We start from the raw sequence: 17300 nt of genomic DNA, 5'->3' as shown, positions 1-17300 counted from the left end.
GCCCGGATGCCCGCCACTGATGCCTACCAGGGGATGTTGCGACCGTCCCAGCCCCAGAAGCTGCCCGTCACGTTCGGTCCGAGACGCCCGATCAGCTCCACGATGCACTGCGCGGCAAACGTCGTCTCGAACAGTTTGCCCTCAGGCACGTTGCCTTGGAACGGCCTTGACAGTTCCGTGTCCGTTGTACCCGGGTGCAAGGCCAGAACGGTCGCGTTAGGGTTCAGGCGCTTGAGTTCGATACTGGCTGTGTGTAGCAACTGATTCAGCGCCGCCTTGCTGGCCCGGTAGCTGTACCAACCCCCCAGACGGTTATCGCTGATCGAGCCCACGCGGGCGGACAGTGCAGCGAAGGTTGCAGGTTGCTTGCGCAGCAAAGGCAGCAGGTGTTTCAGCAACAAAACCGGGGCGAAGGCATTGGTGGTGAAGCTTGCGTGCAGGCTGGCAAGGTCCAATTGCGCCAGTGACTTTTCGGCCTTGGCGTTTTCCTGATGCAGGATCCCCAAGGTACTGATGACAAGGTGCAAGTGCACACATCGCTCGCCTGCTTGCGCGGCCATGGCGCCCAGGCTGGCCTCCTCGCGCGCGTCGCAGTCCACCAGTAGTACACGATTGGGGTGAGCGTCGGCCAGCGCCCTCAATGCCTGGTTCTGCGTGGCGCGGCGCGACACCGCTATCAGCTGATCGACGTCTTCGCGGGTCGCCAGCGCGTTGCACAGCGCGAGCCCGATTCCACGGCTGGCCCCGCAGACCAGCACGCAGGCGTTCTCGTCCAACCCTGGTATGAGACTCATGACAGGCACTCTCTGGCCATCGTTTCGGTCAAGGGTAGACCGCCTCAGTCATCCGGATTTCCATCGACATGAGGTTCAGTCGTCGGTATCCGGTTCGCCACCCCAAAGGGCACATGCACCATCGGCAAATCGCCCGCAGGCGAGTGCAGGTGGCTGCGCTGGTCATCGAAGAAGACATGAGGCTTGAGAATCGACAAGACGCGGGGTTTCTCCATGCCGCCCAGGAAGAAACACTCGTCGGGCGATACGCCCCAATCTTTAAGGGTCGTCACCACCCGCTCATGGGAAGGTGCATTGCGTGCCGTGACAATGGCGATGCGCAGGATGCGCTTGTAGTGCGGGTCATCTTCGAGCTTGCGGTCTTCGAGCGTGCGAATCAGCGACAGTTTGCGATACAGGTCGGCCAAGGGCCCAGGCGTATGGGGCACGCGCTGATGGGCCTGCTCGTGGGCCTGGAATTCATCCAGGCTGTTGCCACGCTTGTAGACGCTTTCGGCTTCGTCGTCGGCGATCACGCCATCGAAGTCGAACGCTACGCGCAGCTCGGTATCGATTTCGTCATCGTAGACACGGGTCGGCAGAACACGACCTGCGGGGTAATTGGCGTCGATGGCTTTCTGTACGTCCTCTTCGTTGGCGCTCAGAAACAGCGATGCGTTGAACGCTGGTATGTACTCATACGGTGAACGGCCCGACATGAACGCGGCGCGGGTGATGTCCAGGCCGTAGTGGTTGATCGAGCGAAATACCCGCAGGCCCGTTTCCGGCGAATTGCGCGATAGCAACACCACCTCGACGGGCAACTGCTCGGGGAACGCCTGGTTGATACGCAGAAAACGACGGATAAACGGAAACGCCACGCCTTTGGGGAAGGGCTTATCCAGGTTCTGTTCCTGATGCCATCGGTACGCTTCGACACCCTCCTGGGTGTAGATGTCGTCCGAAACGGTAAGGTCGAACAGCGCACTGGAGGCAACGCCAATCACCAGTTTCTGTTCGATGGGGTAAGGCATGGGAAACTCCCTACGGCCCCGGCAGAGGCGCAAAGTCAGAGGGGGATGTAGTCGTTACGCGAAACGACCGGTTTGTGCGGCCCTTCGACCAGGTGCACGTACAGCCCGTCCACGCAGTCGATGGCCAGACAGTCGTCCACGCTCAGCACCGCATCGGTGTGCGGCTTGAGCCAGCCGGCCTGCATGTGTTGCTTGCCCAATGCCTTGGCATCGGCCTTGTTGCGGGCGCTGACCAGCACATAGCGGTGCGCTTCGCCGAACACACCGCGTTCGTAGCCGCCCAGGTTGATGAAGTACAGGCGCAGCGCACCGCGTTTTGCAGGGTAGGGGTGCAACTCCACTCGCATGCCATCCACGCCGTCCACTTCCAGCCAGGCATCGATGTGCAGCCCCTGCTGGCTGCCGAACCATGCGTCGCGCAGTTGCGCATAGGCCTGTTGCAGGCTGGGTGCCTGGGCGAACACCATGTCGTGGACCTCGATCTTGGCCCCTGCATGGCGTCCCCCCAGCATGACGATATAAAGCATGAGGTTTCCTTGTTGAATCGATCATCGCATGGCGTCATTTTGCAGCATCCGCACGCCGCTTCAAGCGCAGTGCTTGGCGCCTGGGCACAAGAAGGCTAGTGTGGGCGAACCTTTGACTGCGAGATAGCAAGATGCGCACTCCTTTTCTGTTCCTGGCGATGCTCTGTGCACCCCTGGTGCAAGCCGCCGAGCACTGGACGTTGAATGACCAGTTCGACCAGGCGTTCACGTTGGACGACAAGACCCGCGTGGTCATGGTTGCGCGCAGCATGGCCACTGCACGGTTGGTCAACAATGCGGTCGAGCATACGCCAGAGGGCTATCTTGAAGCGCGGGGCGTGGTGTTCGTCGCGGACATCGAGAAGATGCCCAGCATGGTGGCAGCGGTGATGGTGCCTGCCATGCGGTCGGCCAATTACCGGATTTTGCTGGATCGGGACGGCGAGGTGGCCAAGAGCTATGGCGGGGACCGCGAATCGGTGCAATGGCTGGAGGTTCAGGACGGCAAAGTGGTGACAGAGCAGCGGTACAGTGATTTACCCAGTTTGAGGCAGGCACTGGTGAAGATGGCTGGGCGGGTTGCAGGGGGTTGATGCAGTGGCGTGACCGTTGAAGCGCAACGCGCAAGCGCCTGGGTTTGGAGCAAGGACACGCTTCTTGCCGCACCAGGACACTACCGCATCACGCTCAGCCATCAGCGGTGGATGCGACGGGCCGAGCAACCCAGGAGCCAGGCTTCGCAACTTGAAGGTGTGTGGCCGCTTTGCGGCTTTGGCGATGTGAGCTGCGAAACTGAAATCCTGGGGCCGCCATGCGGCCCATCGCGGCCGGCCCGGCGCCCCGGCAAGTCCGCTTCCACACTGGAACTGAGTGGCCTTCGAGGGATGTGCAACGATTCAACATGCGGCATAGCTGGATGTTGCTACTGCTGCTTCCAATCAGAGAAGACTGAAGCAAACACCAGACGTCCTCAACCCGCCACCATGGCAAACCCCACGCCGAACCGGTTCCACGCATTGATCGTCGCGATAGCCAGCGTCAGATTCACCACCTCCGCTGGCTCGAAGTGTTCCAGCAGCGCCTCATATTCCCCCTGTGGGGCACCACAATCGGCCAGCCGTGTCAGGCTTTCGACCCACGCCAACGCCGCTCGCTCACGCTCCGTGAAGTAAGTCGTCTCTCGCCACACACACAACGTCTGCAGGCGGGCCTCGCGCTCCCCGGCTTTGCGCGCGTCGTTGGCGTGCAGGTTGACGCAGTACGCGCAGCCATTGATCTGCGATGCGCGCAAGCGCACCAGTTCAAGCAGATCATGCTCAAGGCCTGTGCGGGTCAACGCCTGCTCCAGGGCTGCCATGGCCTTGTAGGCGTCAGGGGCTTGTTTCGACCAGTCGATGCGGTGTTGCATGGCGCTCTCCAGAAACGCATTAGGGTGGCGCCACAATACCCTCGGCCGCCGATACGTCCGATAGCCAATCCGCTGATCTTCGGGGAGGCCAATCCCGCCATTCGCATCCCCACTGACAGGCATCCAATCTCTTCATTTCTGTCACTGCCGCCGACTCAGGATAATGACCCGTCCCATCCAAGGAGATTGAGCCATGCCCGACGTCCGTTTCATGCGCGAAGCCCTCGAACTGGCACGCGCCAACATCGCAGCCGGAGGCCGGCCGTTCGGTGCCCTGCTGGTGTATAAGGGCCAAGTCGTTGCGCGCGGTGTCAATGAAATCCACCGCTCACAAGACCCGACTACCCATGCCGAGATGCAAGTCATCCGCCAGGCCAGCCAGGCGCTGGGGCGCGCTCGCCTGGATGGCGCAGAGGTGTATGCCAGCGGCCACCCATGCCCCATGTGCCTGGCGGCCATGCACCTGTGCGGTATCAGCCAGGCCTGGTTCGCGTATGACAACGAGGAAGGCCAGCCTTACGGGCTGTCCACCGCTGACGTGTACGCGCAGATGACCCGTGCGCCTCAGCAGCAGTCATTGCCGCTACGCGCCCTCAAGCCCGACGGCGAAAATGGGCTGTACGCTCAGTGGCAACAGGCCAATGCCCAACGACAGCAGTCTGGAGATCGATGCTGGTCGTGCTGCTGGCGTTGAATCTGCGACCGATTCTGACCAGCATCGGCCCCTTGCTCGATCCAATGCGCATCAGTACCGGCCTGGGTTATCAGCAAGCGGCATTGCTGACGGCGCTGCCGGTGTTGTGCATGGGAGCGGTGCCATTATTGCACCCTTGGTCACGCCGATGGTTGAGCGAACAGGCCGGCATGCTCGGTGGTCTGGCGGCCATCGCGCTGGCGTGTCTCTGGCGGTTGCAACTCGAAAGTGCCTGGGCACTGCTTGCCAGCGCAGTGCTCGCCGGCCTGGGCGTGGCGGTGGTGCAGGGCATGATGCCGGGCCTGGTCAATCGCTGGTTTCCAGGGCGGCTTGCTGGCGCAATGGGCCTGTACTCGGCTGCTTTGATGAGCGGCGGCGGGCTGGCTGCTGTGCTGGGCCCGCACCTGGCCGAGTATGCCGGGCAATGGCAGGTGGGACTTGGGGTCTGGGCCGCGCCGGCGCTGGTTGCCATGCTGGCATGGCTCATCTTGCGGCCACGCAACGCACAAGCCCCTGTCTTCAAAACAGTCAGCGGACACTGGTTTGGCCACCGACGGGCCTGGTTACTGGCGGTGTATTTCGGCCTCATCAACGGAGGCTACACCAGCATGGTCGCTTGGTTTCCAGCGTTTTACCTGGAGCAGGGTGGCAGCGCACAGGGCGGCGCCGACCTGGTGGGGCTGATGACCCTGTTCCAAGTACTGGGCGCATTGGGCCTGCCGCTGCTGCTCAGGCGCTGGGTAGATCGGCGTCCAGGCCTTGCGCTGGCGCTGTCGATCCAACTGGTGGGGTTCATGGGGTTGCTGATGGCGCCCACCGCAGCACCCGGGCTTTGGGTAGCGTTGATCGGGTTCGGGCTGGGCGCCTGTTTCAGCCAAAGCCTGACCCTGACCCTCGAACATCTTCCTACGCCAGCCGAAGCCGGCGGCCTGGCGGGTTTCGTCCAGGGTATCGGCTTCATCATCACCGGCTGTGTGCCATACATTGTCGGGTGGCTGCGTGCGCTCGACGGTGATTTTCAAAGCGCTTGGATTGTGCTCATCGCCAGCGTGGTGACGATGCTGCTGGTGACGTTGGCCTTCAGCCCGCAAAGCTACGCGAAGGCCTTGGCTCGACCCGCCGCGGTCGATAGCGTCGCTGCCCTCAGCTGATTCGCCGCAGGGTATCGCGCAGCCGGTCGAGTGCCGGGTCGATGTCGAGCATTTCAATGGCACCAAAGCCCATCAACAGCCCTGGGCGCACTGGCGTTTCATTGAAAAACGGGGCAAGTGAGTAAATGCCCAGGTCGACCTTGCGGGCTTGTTCTACCAGGTCCTCCACATCGACCCCTGGTTGCGCCAAGGCGCTTAGATGAAAACCGGCCTCGGCGGGAATGACCCTGAGCCAAGGGGAAAGGTCGTCGTCCAGCCGCTGCAACAAGCGATCGCGGCGTGCGCTGTACACTTCATGGCAACGGCGGATGTGCCGGTTCAGATGCCCCTGTTCCACGAAACGGGCCAGGGCCCACTGCAGCAGGGTCGGGCTGTGCCAGTCGCTCAGTTGCTTGGCCACGCAACTGGCCTTGAGCACGGCCTCTGGCAAAACGGCATAACCCAGGCGCAGCTCCGCAAGCAAGGTCTTGGAAAACGTGCCGACGTAAGCCACAAGGCCATGGGAGTCAAGACGCTGCAGCGCGTCGGCCTTGGGCCCTTGATAGCGGAATTCACAGTCGTAGTCGTCCTCGATGATCAGTGCGCCCAATGCGGCTGCCCGGGCCAGTAGCGCTCGCCGGCGTGTTTCGCCCATCGGCATACCCAGTGGGAACTGGTGCGAAGGGGTGACATAGATCAGCTGCGTGCCCTCGGCTATCTGGTCAACGCACAACCCTTCGTCATCCACCGGCACCCCCTGCACCTGGGCGCCCAAGGCCAGGAACAACTGCCGTGCCGGCGGGTACCCCGGGTCTTCCATCGCGACCTTGCAGCCAGGCGCTACCAGCACCCTGGCGATCAAGTCCAGGGCCTGCTGTGCGCCGTTGCAGACGAGGATATCGTCAGCCGTGCAGTGCACGCCCCGGGCGTAGGCGATGTGGTGGGCGATGACCTCGCGCAGCTCCGCAAGGCCCTGGGCTGGGAAGTGCCGCTGGGGGTGATGCTGGCTCCGCCGCACGGCGTAGTTCAGGCAACTGCGCCACAGGTCGAACGGGAATAGTGCCTTGCTCGCCACGCCGCCGATGAAGTCATAACGCACCGTCGATAGCGCTTGGCGTTGGCCTAGCACGGTGGCGCGGGATTGCCAGCGCCTGAGCGACGCATCGCCGGCAAGGGTCAAGGCACGTGGCCGCGCGCTGCGCTTGGGTTCAAGCGTATTGATGAACGTCCCCCGGCCGACCACCGCGCTCAGCAGGTTGTCCTGGGTCAGGCGTGCATAGGCGTCCGCGACGGTCTTGCGCGACACGCCCAGTTGCTCGGCCAACAGGCGGCTGGGCGGCAACTGGCTGCCAGCTGCCAGGTGACCGCGCTCGATCCCCGCGCGCAATTGCGCGTAGAGCTGGGCAGCCAAACCTTTGCGGCCCTCCAGGCGAATATGCAGTTCCATGGGGCATTCCAGAGCAAGAGAGCGCTCAGGATAGCGGATTGCGTACGGCAAAGGCGCTTGCTCCTGCAGTAGCAAGATCGCTTACGACCTGGCCATGCTCACCGTGATATAGCCTTTGCCCGATAGGATGATGCGGATGCGTGTTTCGTCCGCAGGGGCGCTGCGGCAGCGCTTGATGAGCACGCCTTCCTGTGCGACGGCCTTCATGTGATGGGTAATGGCTCGGCCCCGGACGTCGAAGAACGCTTCACTGGCGAGCAGTTCGATTCGCTCGATCAGTTGTCTGGATTGCTCATCGGTGACACAGAAGAACATGACACCAGAAAGATGAGGGTCCTGGTCCGGGTTGGTCAGATCATGGGTAAGCAGTTCGCGCAGGTTGCTGCGCAGTTCGGCAAGAAGGTGCGGAGTGTCGAGCATGCGCAGCGTCCTGTGTGAGGGGCGACTGCGCCGATCATGTTTTCTGCCATGCCAAGCGACAAGTAGGACGGTTCCTAAGGTGGCCGGTGAAAAATCCCAATCACATGAATGGGCAACGCTCAAACGTGCGGTGATCGAGATGCTCACGGCAGCAGGGCCGCCTACTCCTTGTGCGTCCCGGCGTGGTCTTCTGCGTGCCTGACTGCCTCTTCGACGATCTCTACCCAGTGCCGAACCGCAGTGCGCCCTGCGCCATTCAAATGCACCTGACAGCCAATGTTGGCGGTGGCTATCTCGTCCGGTTGCCCGCGTTCCAGGGCCTCCAGCCGGTTATCGCGCAGCTGCCTGGACATCCCTGGCTGGGTCAGCGAGTAGGTGCCTGCCGAGCCACAACACAGGTGAGCATCGGTAACCGGCGTCAAGGTAAACCCTATCCGGATCAGTAGCGCTTCGACAGCCCCACCCAGTTTCAGGGCATGTTGCAGCGTGCATGGGCAATGAAACGCCAGGCGCCGCCCGGCGGGTACCGCCAACTGCTCGATAGGCGCATCACCCAGGACTTCCACCAGGTCACGGCACAGGCTGCTGACCCGTGCCGCCTTGGCTGCGTAGGCCGGGTCAGCGGCCAATAGGTGAGCATACTCGCGCACGAACGCGGCGCAGCCGCTCGCTGGAATCACGATCGCCTCGACGCCGGCCTCGACGGCCGGCCACCAGGCATCGATGCGCCGTCGTGCGCGCTGCAAGCCTTGCTCCTGGGCATCGAGGTGGAAATCGATGGCTCCACAGCACTCCCCGGCCGGTGCAGGGGTCACGCTGATGCCGACGCGGTCGAGCAGGCGCGCCGCCGCGGCGTTGGTCGCCGGTGACAATGCCGGTTGCACGCACCCCTCGAGCATCAGGACGCGTCGCCGGTGGCGTACGGCAGGGCGCGTCAGGTCAGCTGCCTTGCGCAGCGGAACCTTTTCCCGGGCCTGCGCCGGTAGCCACGGGCGCAGGGCTTGGCCAGCTCGGAGCAGGGCTCTGAAAACAGCGGGGCGCACCATCGTAAAGCGCAGGCCGTGACGCAACAGGCGCTGGCCCATTGGCCGTGGCACCTGCTGCTCCACGACGGCCCGGCCGATGTCCAGCAGGTCGTGATAACGCACACCCGACGGGCAAGTGCTTTCGCAGCTGCGGCACGACAGGCATCGGTCCAGGTGAGCCTGAGTGCTGGTAGTGGCGGGCTGGCCTTCGAGCACCTGCTTGATCAGGTAGATACGTCCACGCGGGCCATCGAGCTCATCGCCAAGCAGTTGGTAGGTGGGGCAGGTCGCTGTGCAGAAGCCGCAGTGTACGCACGCGCGCAAGATACGTTCTGCCTCGTCGGCGCGCTCGAGCGTGCGTGCGCTGTCACTCAAGTTGGTCTGCATAGGCTGCCCTCAAAGGTCCGGGTACAGACGGCCAGGGTTGAAAATGCGCTTGGGGTCCAGCTGGGCCTTGAGGCTATGGTGGTAGCGCATCAGCGGCTCCGACAACGGCGGATAGTGGGCCTGGCCTGGGGTAAGGCACAGCGCATGGCCGCGAGCCTGCTCGGCAATGCGGTGAATGACGTGGGCTGGGGCATCCGTGCGCAGCCAACGCTGGGCGCCTGCCCAGTCCAGCCATTGGCGCCCTGGCAGGTCCAGTTCTCCTGTCGCGAGAGGTACCGACACACGCCACAAGGGTTCGCTGCCCTGGGTGAAGAATGCCAGGCGCTGCTCACGCAGTTGCGTCCAGAACTCGCCGTCCACGCACTCGCCGCCAAGGCGCTGGCGGGCCGACGCTACCGAACCCTCGCCACCTTCCAGGCGCACGAACAGCGCTTGGCCATCGTGGCAGGCGCCGCTCAGCGGCAGCGGTTGCGCGCCCCAGCGCGTGAGCTCGGCCAAGGCCTGGCTGCGGTCCATTCCAAGGCGCAGGCTTACGCAGTGCCGCGGCACGGGCAGGACCTTGAGCGATACCTCGGTCAACACGCCCAGACAGCCGAAACTGCCTGCCAGCAACCGTGAAAGGTCATACCCGGCTACGTTTTTCATTACCTGGCCGCCAAAGCGCAGCAAGCTGCCCTGGCCCGTGATTACCTGTGTGCCCAGCACGAAGTCGCGCACTGATCCTGCCCAGGGCCGCCGGGGCCCGGACAAGCCAGCCGCCACCATGCCGCCCAAGGTGGCACCCGGGCCCAGGTGCGGTGGCTCGCACGGTAGCATTTGTCCGTTATCCTGCAGCGCGGCCTCTATGTCGCGCAAAGGCGTACCGGCGCGAGCCGTCAGCACCAGCTCCGTGGGGTCATAACTGACGATGCCGCGATGGCCGCGTGTATCAAGTACTTGCCCGTGGACGGCATGGCCGATCACCGCCTTGCTGCCGCTGCCCTGTATGCACAAGGGCGTACCTGCATCCAGCGCTTGGCGTACCTGGTCAAGCAGCGCCTGGCTTGCATCCTGGTCCGCGTCCATCAAAACCGCTCCAGGGCAGGGAAGGGCAACTGCCCATGGTGCACGTGCAACGCACCGAATTCGGCGCAGCGGTGCAGCGTGGGAATGTTCTTGCCAGGGTTGAGCAAGCCCTGCGGGTCGAATGCAGCCTTGACCGCGTGAAACACGCGCAGCTCGTCATGAGTGAACTGGGCGCACATCTGGTTGATCTTCTCCCGGCCAACCCCATGCTCACCGGTGATGCTTCCCCCCACGGCCACGCACAGTTCAAGGATTTTTCCACCCAGGGACTCGGCCCGCTCCAGTTCGCCAGGCCGGTTGGCGTCGAACAGGATCAGCGGGTGCATATTACCGTCACCCGCATGGAACACGTTGGCCACCCGCAGCCCATGTTCGCGCGCCATTTCACTGATCCGCACCAGCACGTAAGGCAATTCACGCCGCGGAATCGTACCGTCCATACAGTAATAGTCCGGGGACAGGCGGCCTACGGCAGGGAAGGCATTCTTGCGTCCCGCCCAGAACCGTGCACGCTGTGCCTCGTTACACGCCAGCCGCACCTCGCAGGCGCCGGCCTGGGTGAACAGCGCGGCAACCCGTTCGCAGTCTTCCTGCACATCGGCCTCGACGCCGTCGAGTTCACACAAGAGGATGGCGGCTGCCTCCACTGGATACCCGGCATGGATGAAGTCCTCGGCAGCGCGAATCGCCAGGTTATCCATCATTTCCAGGCCCCCGGGGATGATGCCGGCGGCAATGATGTGGGCGACGGACCGTGCGGCGTCCTCGACCCGGTCAAAGCTGGCCAGCAGGACCCGTGCCACGGGTGGCTTGGGCAGCAGCCGTACGGTCACCTCGGTGACGATCCCCAGCATGCCTTCGGAGCCTGTGAACAATGCCAGCAGGTCGAACCCAGGGCTGTCGAGCGCATCGCTACCCAGGGTCAACCGTTCACCTGCCACGGTAAGCACTTCCAGTTTCAGGATGTTGTGAACGGTCAGACCATACTTCAGGCAATGCACGCCGCCTGCGTTTTCAGCCACATTGCCGCCGATGGTGCAGGCAATTTGCGATGAGGGATCGGGGGCGTAGTACAGACCGTAAGGGGCGGCGGCCTGGGAAATGGCCAGGTTGCGAACGCCCGGCTGGACGCGGGCGAAGCGGCCCTGGGGGCTGACTTCAAGAACACGATTGAGCCGCGCCATGACCAGCAACACGCCTTTGGCCAAGGGCATGGCACCGCCAGACAGCCCGGTTCCGGCGCCGCGAGCCACGACAGGTACGGTGAGCCGGTGGCAGATCTGCAGCACAACCTGTACCTGGTCCACGCGCTCGGGTAACACCACCAGCAACGGGACCGTGCGGTACGCCGCCAGACCGTCGCACTCATACGGCTTGAGGTCCTCATCGCGGCATAGCAATTGAAGATCGGGCAGTGCATCGCGCAGGGACTGGATCAAAAGCGCGCGGTCAACCGTTGGCAGCGCTCCGTCGACGCGTTCGTCATACAACATCGCCATCTCACTTGGATGCTTTGTTTTTATGGGGTCATGACGAGTGTAGCCCCAGTTCGGGCCCAGGGCTTGCAGGGCGGGCTACGACCGGCGTTGGCCACTACGAAAGCCAACGCCGGCGGCAGTCATTGTTGGGCGACCAGAGGGTCGTCCTGGGAGAGAATGGCGCGAGCGAGTTCTTCATCGTTGACTTGCAGGCCGGGGTGCTCCTTGCGTGCTTGCTGCAAGGCAGCTTCCACGTAGGCACCACGAATGGCACCACCGCTGGCGACGAATGCAGACAGCTCGTCACGGGCAGGAATGATGCGCTTGTCATCCTTGAACGTTGAGTACAGCGAAGCCGAGACACCGGCCGAGGTGGCAATGTCGCGGCCGTCGACGCGGGCCATGGCAGCGCCGGCAGGCAATAGAAGCAGCAGTGCGGGTACGAGGGCAAGTTGGCGCATGTCGTGTTCTCCAATAGATGAAGCCCAGGGGATTACCACTATTGGTGAGAGGCTACGCAGGTGGGTGGAGTTCCATCACCGAAGCGTTAGCCGATGGTCTGCTCATACGGGACAGGATGGGGCTGGTCAACCGGCCTGGCAACCATCGACGCCAGGCCCGGTTGACCGTACCGCCACCCGCGTGCTCTGCTCAGGGGCCCACCCTGACAGCCATCGAGGGCTGCACCATGTCTGAATACACGTTGCATTGCTTCGCCGAATCCGGGAATGCGTACAAGGCTGCGCTAATGCTCGAGCTGACCGGCCAGGACTGGCAGCCAGTGTTCGTAGATTTCTTCAACGGCCAGACCCGCGACCCGGTGTGGCGTGATGAGGTGAACGAGCAGGGTGAGGTGCCGGTGCTGATGCATGCGGGCACCTGCTTGACCCAGTCGGCGTTGATCCTCGAGTACTTGAGCGCACAGACAGGCCAGTTCGGCCCGGAGCATGAAGAAGATCGGCGTGAGATCTGGCGCTGGATGCTGTTCGACAACCACAAGTTCACCAGCTATTACGCGGCGCTGCGCTTTCTGTTGTGCCTGAAGAAGACGGGCGAAACCGAGGTGACGACGTTTCTGCGCGAGCGCGCCGCCGTAGCCTACCGCATCGTCGATGGGCACCTGGCCGGCACGCCATTCATGGTCGGCGCGCGGGCGACCATCGCCGACTTGTCGCTGGCCGGTTATGTGTTCATGCCCGAGGACACCGGTATGGACGTGCAGCAGTACACGCACATCGAAGCCTGGAAAGCCCGCCTGCAGGCGTTGCCAGGCTGGCAGCACCCCTACGATCTGATGCCCCGCGTCGCGCCCTGAACGGATAGCCGATTTCAGCCGTGGGCAGGTGGCTTGACCGCCGAGCTGCCGGCGTACTCGGGCTTGAGATGACCTTGATCGTCCAGCAGGTAAGCGTCCATGACCTCGCGGACTACCGGACCTGCGACCCGCCCACCGGCTTCGCCGTTTTCGATCATCACCGCCACGACCACGCTAGGGTGCTCGGCCGGAGCGAAACCGACGAACAAGGCGTTGTCACGGTGCCGTTCCAGGGTCTTGTTGCGGTTGTAGCGTTCCCCTTGCTTGATGGCCACGACCTGGGCCGTGCCGCTCTTGCCGGCAATGCGGTATTGCGCGCCGGCAGCGGCAGCACGCGCGATGCCGCGCGGGTCGTGCATGACCATTTGCATACCTTGGCTGACCTGGTCCCAGGCGCGTTTGTCGTGCAGGACGATATCGGGCATGGGGTTGGGGTCGACCGGCGCATCGCCACCGACGGTCATCGCCAGGTGCGGGCGGTGCCATACGCCCTTGCTGGCCAGCAGACTGGTGGCTTGGGCCAACTGCAACGGCGTGACCTGCATGTAGCCCTGGCCAATGCCCAGGATCAACGTTTCACCCGGGAACCAAGGCTGTCGGCGGGTCGCGCGCTTCCATTGGGCCGAAGGCATCAGCCCGGCTGCTTCTTCGAACATGTCCAGCGACACCTTCTGGCCGAGGCCGAACTCAGCCATGTAGTCGTGCAAGCGCTCGATACCCAGTTTGTGCGCCAGGTCGTAGAAGTAGGTGTCGTTGGAGCGCATGATCGCCGTGTACATGTCCACCCAGCCATCACCGCTACGGTTCCAGTTACGGTACTTGTGGTCGTAATTGGGCAGCTCGTAGTAACCCGGGTCGAACACCCGGTTGCCCGGCGTGATCACGCCGCTGTCCAGCCCGGCAATGGCCACCTCGGGCTTGACCGTCGAACCTGGGGCATACAGCCCGCGCAGCACGCGGTTGAACAGGGGGCGGTCGATGGAGTCGCGCAGTTGGGCGTACTGCTTGAAACTGATGCCCTTGACGAACAGGTTGGGGTCGAAGCCCGGGTTACTGACCATCGCCAGCACATCGCCGTTGGCCGGGTCCAGCACCACCACCGAGCCACGGCGCTCGCCCAGGGCCTTTTCCGCCGCCAATTGCAGGTGGGCATCGAGGGTCAGCACGATATCCTGGCCTGGGGTAGGGGCCTTGTGATTGAGCACGCGCATCACCCGGCCCTGGGCATTGGTCTCGACTTCCTCATAGCCTACGTGGCCGTGCAACTGACTTTCGTAGAAGCGTTCGATGCCCGTCTTGCCGATCGACTGAGTACCCCGGTACTCGGTGCTGTCCAGGGTCTTGGCTTCTTTTTCGTTGATGCGCCCTACGTATCCGACCGAATGGGCAAAGTGCTCGCCCAGCGGGTATTCGCGGATGAATTGCGGCTCGACTTCAAGGCCCGGCAACCGGAACTGGTTGACGGCAATCAAGGCAATCTGCTCTTCGTTCAAGCCCACCATCAAGGTGACCGGTTCGAAGGGTTTGCGCCCGCGTCGCAGATCCTTGTCGAACTGCTTGCGGTCCTCCTCATCCAGTCCCAGGACCTGGGTCAGGGTGTCGAGCACCTTGGCGCTGTCTCCGCCGGTCCGTTCACGGGTCATGGTCAGGTCGAAGCTGGGCTTGTTGTCGGCCAGCACGGTGCCATTGCGGTCGTAGATCAAGCCTCGCTCGGGTGCGATCGGCAGTACATGGACGCGATTGTTCTCCGAGACGGCGCTTTGCTGGTCATGCTGGATGACTTGCAGCACATATAACCGACCAATCAGGATGGCGACCAGGCTGAAGACCAGCGCAGCGCAGGCCAGTAGCCGGCGGTTGACCAGGTGCTTTTCCTTTTCATGGTCCTTGAGGGGGATCGGTTGGGGCATGGGCTCTGTCTGTAGAAGGCTGGGCGCGCAGGCGTGGGTCCTGCCTGGTACCGGATGGGGCAGTGATGCTACGCAAGCTGCATGCCTGCCTCAAGGCGCGTAGCCGCATGGTGAGCAGACCCAGGCCCAGGCCGCCCGAGCCTGTGGGGCTCAGGCCTGCATGAAGATTTGTTCATCAGCCTTGCCGAGTACTGTCCCGCACCAGCAGGTTTGGCTTCAACGCGCTCTTTAGGCCCAGGCGGGTATACTCCGTGGCTTTTTTCATGACAGAAGGTGCTCATGCGTCAGGTCCTGCTCATCGTGGACGTCCAGTCCACATTCAGCCCGCCGGAATGGTTGATCGACGGGCTGCGACTGCTGTCGGCCAATATACCTACCATCGCCTCGGTCGAGTTGCACGATGAGCGGGTGACACCGTTCGAGCGGCAATTGGGCTGGCATCCGGCTGCCCAGGATGAAAGCCTGATCGAAGCCGATCAGGTGTTCATCAAGCATGGTTACGGGCCGGGTACCGAAATGATCGAGTACCTGCACCGTCTGGGGGTGCAGCGTGTGCTGGTGAGCGGTTTGCAGACCGACACCTGTGTGCTGGCAGCCGGTTTCGCGCTGTTCGACGCCGGGTTGATGCCGACGCTGGTGACTGACATGACGGTCGGCTCCTCGCTGGATCGCTCGGCGAAGATGGGCATCGCCTTGTGGGCGCATCATTTCCGCCAGGTCACCACGTCCGCCGAGGTGTTGGCTGAGTTGGCCCAGCCGGGCAATCCTTGAGGGACTGGCCCGGCTGGGTGCTACTGTCTCAGGCAACGTCAACCAGCACGATTTCGCTGTCTTCCAGGGCTGTGACCTGCAGCAGCGTTTCTTCGGCGATGGCCACGCCGTCTCGGGCATTGGCTTTCAGCCCATTGACCTCGATGCGGCCCTTGGCCGGGACCAGGTAGCCGCGACGCTTGGGGTCGAACCGGTATTCGGCGGTTTCTCCGGCGCGCAGCGTTGCGGCGACCAGGCGGGCATCGGTACGAATCGGCAGGCTGCCTTCATCGCCATCCCTACCACTGGCCAGGGTCACGAAGCCTTCGCCGCGTTCACCCTTGGGGAACGGGCGTGTACCCCAGGACGGTGCTTCACCACTGCGCTCGGGCACGATCCAGATCTGGAAAATGCGCGCGTCGCTGTCCTCTTGGTTGTACTCGCTGTGCGCGATGCCCGTGCCGGCGCTCATCACCTGCACGTCGCCGGCCTCGGTTCGGCCCTTGTTGCCCAGGTTGTCTTCATGGGTGATGGCTCCTTCGCGGACGTAGGTGATGATTTCCATGTCCCGGTGAGGGTGGGGCGGGAAGCCGCTGCCAGCGGCGATGATGTCGTCGTTCCAGACGCGCAGGTTGCCCCAATGCATGCGTGCTGGGTCGTAGTACTCGGCGAATGAGAAGTGGTGGTGCGCATCGAGCCAGCCGTGGTTGGCCGCGCCGAGGGTGTTGAATGGTCGTAGTTGAAGCATGATCGGACTCCTTCAAGGGGTGGAATGGGACCATCATGCGCTAATGAAACATCTAAAATAAGCGTAAATATCGGCTTTTTTTAATCGAACAAATAGATACCTTTTTTGAGGTAACCCCCTATATTGCCGTTGCCGTTGCCGTTGCCGTTGCCGTTGCCGTTGCCGTTGCCGTTGCCGTTGCCGTTGCCGTTGCCGTTGCCGTTGCCGTTGCCGTTGCCGTTGCCGTTGCCGTTGCCGTTGCCGTTGCCGTTGCTTTGCTTTTGCTTCTAAGCGCGCGGTAGACCAGGCAACACAGATCGCGACTTCAGGAGGCCGAGCGCAGGGCTTGCGGAGGGAGGTGACGGGCATGGATGCCCGTCAAGCGCTGGGCCCCAGGATGGGGCCTGCAGCGCGGTCCTCCCGGGAGCAAGCCCGGAGCGAGGGAACCCCGGAGCGTAGCGTAGGGGCCGGCTGATAGGAGCAGGCGGTTTTTGCTTACTTTTTGACAAGACAAAAAGTGAGCCGCCGTAAGGGCGGAAGGGTGACTGTGCGCCACCCGCGCCAATGAATACCAACTTGCTGTATGCGCCCACGCTTTGAAGTTTGAAGTTTGAAGTTTGATTGCATTGGTGTGGGTGTTGATATTGAGCATAGTCCATTTGCGATGGCGACGCTTAATCACCTTTTCGCCCTTACGGCGAGTTACTTTTTGTCAAACGCCACAAAAAGTAACCAAAAAAGGCTGCGCTCCGTTCATACGGCCCCTACGCTGCGCTTCGGGGTTCCCTCACTCCGGTCTTGCTCCCGGGAGGACCGCGCTGTAGGCCCCATCCTGGGGCCCAGCGCTTGACAGGCATCCATGCCTGTCACCTCCCTCCGCAAGACCTGCGTTCGGCCTTCTGAAGTCGCGAAGATCAAAAGCAAGATCAAGATCAAGATCAAGATCAAGATCAAGATCAACTGCAACAGCAATAACAGCAATAACAGCAATAACAGCAATAACAGCAATAACAGCAATAACAGCAATAACAGCAATAATCTTAACTACGATATTGGAATTAAAAGTTTCAAACTTGACTTGATTGAATGGCTTGAGCCTCGCATATGGCTCAACGATACACTCTTTCCCCTGCGGAAGCGGCCTTGAAGGGCGCCGAACCGAGCGCGATGGGCCGCTAACCCAGCGTACGTCACCCTCGGTCAAGACCGC

General features: G+C 62.5%; 18 protein-coding genes. 5 read left to right on the top strand and 13 right to left on the bottom strand.

What is annotated here, in order from left to right; genetic code table 11:
* Nucleotides 1–23 precede the first annotated feature (23 nt).
* From NMB38_RS12510 to NMB38_RS12500, 3 genes are read right to left on the bottom strand one after another with little or no spacing between them, the layout of a single operon-like run.
* A complete protein-coding gene (locus NMB38_RS12510) occupies nt 24–794 on the bottom strand; it encodes an SDR family NAD(P)-dependent oxidoreductase (RefSeq protein WP_027915715.1) in 771 nt (256 codons plus the stop codon).
* Nucleotides 795–838: 44 nt separating this feature from the next.
* Complete coding sequence (locus NMB38_RS12505; RefSeq protein WP_110606680.1) at nt 839–1807, bottom strand: 5'-nucleotidase; 969 nt, start codon at nt 1805–1807, stop codon at nt 839–841.
* Between the two features lie 35 nt (nt 1808–1842).
* Nucleotides 1843–2334 carry a DUF1543 domain-containing protein gene (locus tag NMB38_RS12500; protein WP_027915717.1) on the bottom strand — a complete coding sequence of 164 codons (492 nt, stop codon included), beginning with the start codon at nt 2332–2334 and terminating at the stop codon, nt 1843–1845.
* Nucleotides 2335–2465: 131 nt separating this feature from the next.
* Between NMB38_RS12500 and NMB38_RS12495 the strand changes: the two genes are divergently transcribed.
* Nucleotides 2466–2927, top strand: coding sequence for a thioredoxin domain-containing protein (locus tag NMB38_RS12495; protein ID WP_088523204.1), 462 nt, complete (start codon nt 2466–2468; stop codon nt 2925–2927).
* A gap of 377 nt (nt 2928–3304) precedes the next feature.
* Here NMB38_RS12495 and NMB38_RS12490 read toward each other — a convergent pair whose 3' ends face one another.
* Nucleotides 3305–3742 (bottom strand): carboxymuconolactone decarboxylase family protein, encoded by a 438-nt coding sequence (locus tag NMB38_RS12490; RefSeq protein ID WP_028686398.1) that lies wholly within the window; start codon nt 3740–3742, stop codon nt 3305–3307.
* A gap of 193 nt (nt 3743–3935) precedes the next feature.
* Here NMB38_RS12490 and NMB38_RS12485 point away from each other — a divergent pair, with 193 nt between their 5' ends.
* Entirely contained in the window at nt 3936–4436 is a 501-nt protein-coding gene (locus NMB38_RS12485; RefSeq protein ID WP_490806132.1) for a nucleoside deaminase, read from the top strand.
* Nucleotides 4412–5587 carry a CynX/NimT family MFS transporter gene (locus NMB38_RS12480; protein ID WP_490806131.1) on the top strand — a complete coding sequence of 392 codons (1176 nt, stop codon included), beginning with the start codon at nt 4412–4414 and terminating at the stop codon, nt 5585–5587. The genes NMB38_RS12485 and NMB38_RS12480 overlap by 25 nt, the downstream gene beginning before the upstream one ends.
* Here the strand turns inward: NMB38_RS12480 and pdxR are convergent.
* From pdxR to NMB38_RS12450, 6 genes are all read right to left on the bottom strand, one after another.
* Entirely contained in the window at nt 5580–7013 is a 1434-nt protein-coding gene (gene pdxR / locus NMB38_RS12475; RefSeq protein ID WP_281212177.1) for a MocR-like pyridoxine biosynthesis transcription factor PdxR, read from the bottom strand. The two genes, NMB38_RS12480 and pdxR, sit on opposite strands and share 8 nt — an antisense overlap.
* Nucleotides 7014–7094: 81 nt before the next feature.
* Nucleotides 7095–7433: a hypothetical protein gene (locus NMB38_RS12470; protein WP_033695131.1), complete on the bottom strand. Its 339-nt coding sequence runs from the start codon at nt 7431–7433 to the stop codon at nt 7095–7097.
* 161 nt (nt 7434–7594) lie between these two features.
* Nucleotides 7595–8845 carry a glycolate oxidase subunit GlcF gene (gene glcF / locus NMB38_RS12465; protein ID WP_345956239.1) on the bottom strand — a complete coding sequence of 417 codons (1251 nt, stop codon included), beginning with the start codon at nt 8843–8845 and terminating at the stop codon, nt 7595–7597.
* Between the two features lie 9 nt (nt 8846–8854).
* Nucleotides 8855–9910, bottom strand: coding sequence for a glycolate oxidase subunit GlcE (gene glcE, locus NMB38_RS12460; RefSeq protein WP_490806130.1), 1056 nt, complete (start codon nt 9908–9910; stop codon nt 8855–8857).
* Nucleotides 9910–11409, bottom strand: a complete 1500-nt coding sequence (gene glcD / locus NMB38_RS12455; RefSeq protein ID WP_254286859.1) for a glycolate oxidase subunit GlcD — start codon at nt 11407–11409, stop codon at nt 9910–9912. Before glcD ends, glcE begins: the two co-directional genes overlap by 1 nt.
* A gap of 119 nt (nt 11410–11528) precedes the next feature.
* Nucleotides 11529–11849, bottom strand: a complete 321-nt coding sequence (locus NMB38_RS12450; RefSeq protein WP_110606684.1) for a DUF2388 domain-containing protein — start codon at nt 11847–11849, stop codon at nt 11529–11531.
* Nucleotides 11850–12076: 227 nt separating this feature from the next.
* On the opposite strand from NMB38_RS12450, the gene NMB38_RS12445 reads away from it, so the two are divergent.
* Entirely contained in the window at nt 12077–12703 is a 627-nt protein-coding gene (locus tag NMB38_RS12445; RefSeq protein WP_490806129.1) for a glutathione S-transferase family protein, read from the top strand.
* 14 nt (nt 12704–12717) lie between these two features.
* Here NMB38_RS12445 and mrdA read toward each other — a convergent pair whose 3' ends face one another.
* Nucleotides 12718–14613 (bottom strand): penicillin-binding protein 2, encoded by a 1896-nt coding sequence (gene mrdA / locus NMB38_RS12440; RefSeq protein ID WP_027915728.1) that lies wholly within the window; start codon nt 14611–14613, stop codon nt 12718–12720.
* A 279-nt stretch (nt 14614–14892) separates the two neighbouring features.
* Here mrdA and NMB38_RS12435 point away from each other — a divergent pair, with 279 nt between their 5' ends.
* Nucleotides 14893–15384 carry a cysteine hydrolase family protein gene (locus tag NMB38_RS12435; RefSeq protein WP_027915729.1) on the top strand — a complete coding sequence of 164 codons (492 nt, stop codon included), beginning with the start codon at nt 14893–14895 and terminating at the stop codon, nt 15382–15384.
* A 28-nt stretch (nt 15385–15412) separates the two neighbouring features.
* Here NMB38_RS12435 and NMB38_RS12430 read toward each other — a convergent pair whose 3' ends face one another.
* Both NMB38_RS12430 and NMB38_RS12425 read right to left on the bottom strand, forming a co-directional pair.
* Nucleotides 15413–16111 (bottom strand): pirin family protein, encoded by a 699-nt coding sequence (locus NMB38_RS12430; RefSeq protein WP_027915730.1) that lies wholly within the window; start codon nt 16109–16111, stop codon nt 15413–15415.
* Nucleotides 16112–16877: 766 nt separating this feature from the next.
* Nucleotides 16878–17294, bottom strand: a complete 417-nt coding sequence (locus tag NMB38_RS12425; RefSeq protein ID WP_494354796.1) for a hypothetical protein — start codon at nt 17292–17294, stop codon at nt 16878–16880.
* Nucleotides 17295–17300: the final 6 nt, after the last annotated feature.

It is taken from the genome of Pseudomonas sp. FBCC-B35, assembly GCF_059133755.1.
This window is presented reverse-complemented; position numbering and strand designations above follow the sequence as displayed.

Bases quoted from the DNA above. Each gene is read 5' to 3' on its own strand.
- NMB38_RS12480 (WP_490806131.1), top strand. From the start codon at position 4,412: ATGCTGGTCGTGCTGCTGGCGTTGAATCTGCGACCGATTCTGACCAGC.
- NMB38_RS12445 (WP_490806129.1), top strand. From the start codon at position 12,077: ATGTCTGAATACACGTTGCATTGCTTCGCCGAATCCGGGAATGCGTAC.
- NMB38_RS12450 (WP_110606684.1), bottom strand. From the start codon at position 11,849: ATGCGCCAACTTGCCCTCGTACCCGCACTGCTGCTTCTATTGCCTGCC.
- glcE (WP_490806130.1), bottom strand. From the start codon at position 9,910: ATGGACGCGGACCAGGATGCAAGCCAGGCGCTGCTTGACCAGGTACGC.
- NMB38_RS12505 (WP_110606680.1), bottom strand. From the start codon at position 1,807: ATGCCTTACCCCATCGAACAGAAACTGGTGATTGGCGTTGCCTCCAGT.
- NMB38_RS12510 (WP_027915715.1), bottom strand. From the start codon at position 794: ATGAGTCTCATACCAGGGTTGGACGAGAACGCCTGCGTGCTGGTCTGC.
- pdxR (WP_281212177.1), bottom strand. From the start codon at position 7,013: ATGGAACTGCATATTCGCCTGGAGGGCCGCAAAGGTTTGGCTGCCCAG.
- glcD (WP_254286859.1), bottom strand. From the start codon at position 11,409: ATGGCGATGTTGTATGACGAACGCGTCGACGGAGCGCTGCCAACGGTT.
- mrdA (WP_027915728.1), bottom strand. From the start codon at position 14,613: ATGCCCCAACCGATCCCCCTCAAGGACCATGAAAAGGAAAAGCACCTG.
- NMB38_RS12435 (WP_027915729.1), top strand. From the start codon at position 14,893: ATGCGTCAGGTCCTGCTCATCGTGGACGTCCAGTCCACATTCAGCCCG.
- glcF (WP_345956239.1), bottom strand. From the start codon at position 8,845: ATGCAGACCAACTTGAGTGACAGCGCACGCACGCTCGAGCGCGCCGAC.
- NMB38_RS12500 (WP_027915717.1), bottom strand. From the start codon at position 2,334: ATGCTTTATATCGTCATGCTGGGGGGACGCCATGCAGGGGCCAAGATC.
- NMB38_RS12495 (WP_088523204.1), top strand. From the start codon at position 2,466: ATGCGCACTCCTTTTCTGTTCCTGGCGATGCTCTGTGCACCCCTGGTG.
- NMB38_RS12485 (WP_490806132.1), top strand. From the start codon at position 3,936: ATGCCCGACGTCCGTTTCATGCGCGAAGCCCTCGAACTGGCACGCGCC.
- NMB38_RS12490 (WP_028686398.1), bottom strand. From the start codon at position 3,742: ATGCAACACCGCATCGACTGGTCGAAACAAGCCCCTGACGCCTACAAG.
- NMB38_RS12470 (WP_033695131.1), bottom strand. From the start codon at position 7,433: ATGCTCGACACTCCGCACCTTCTTGCCGAACTGCGCAGCAACCTGCGC.
- NMB38_RS12430 (WP_027915730.1), bottom strand. From the start codon at position 16,111: ATGCTTCAACTACGACCATTCAACACCCTCGGCGCGGCCAACCACGGC.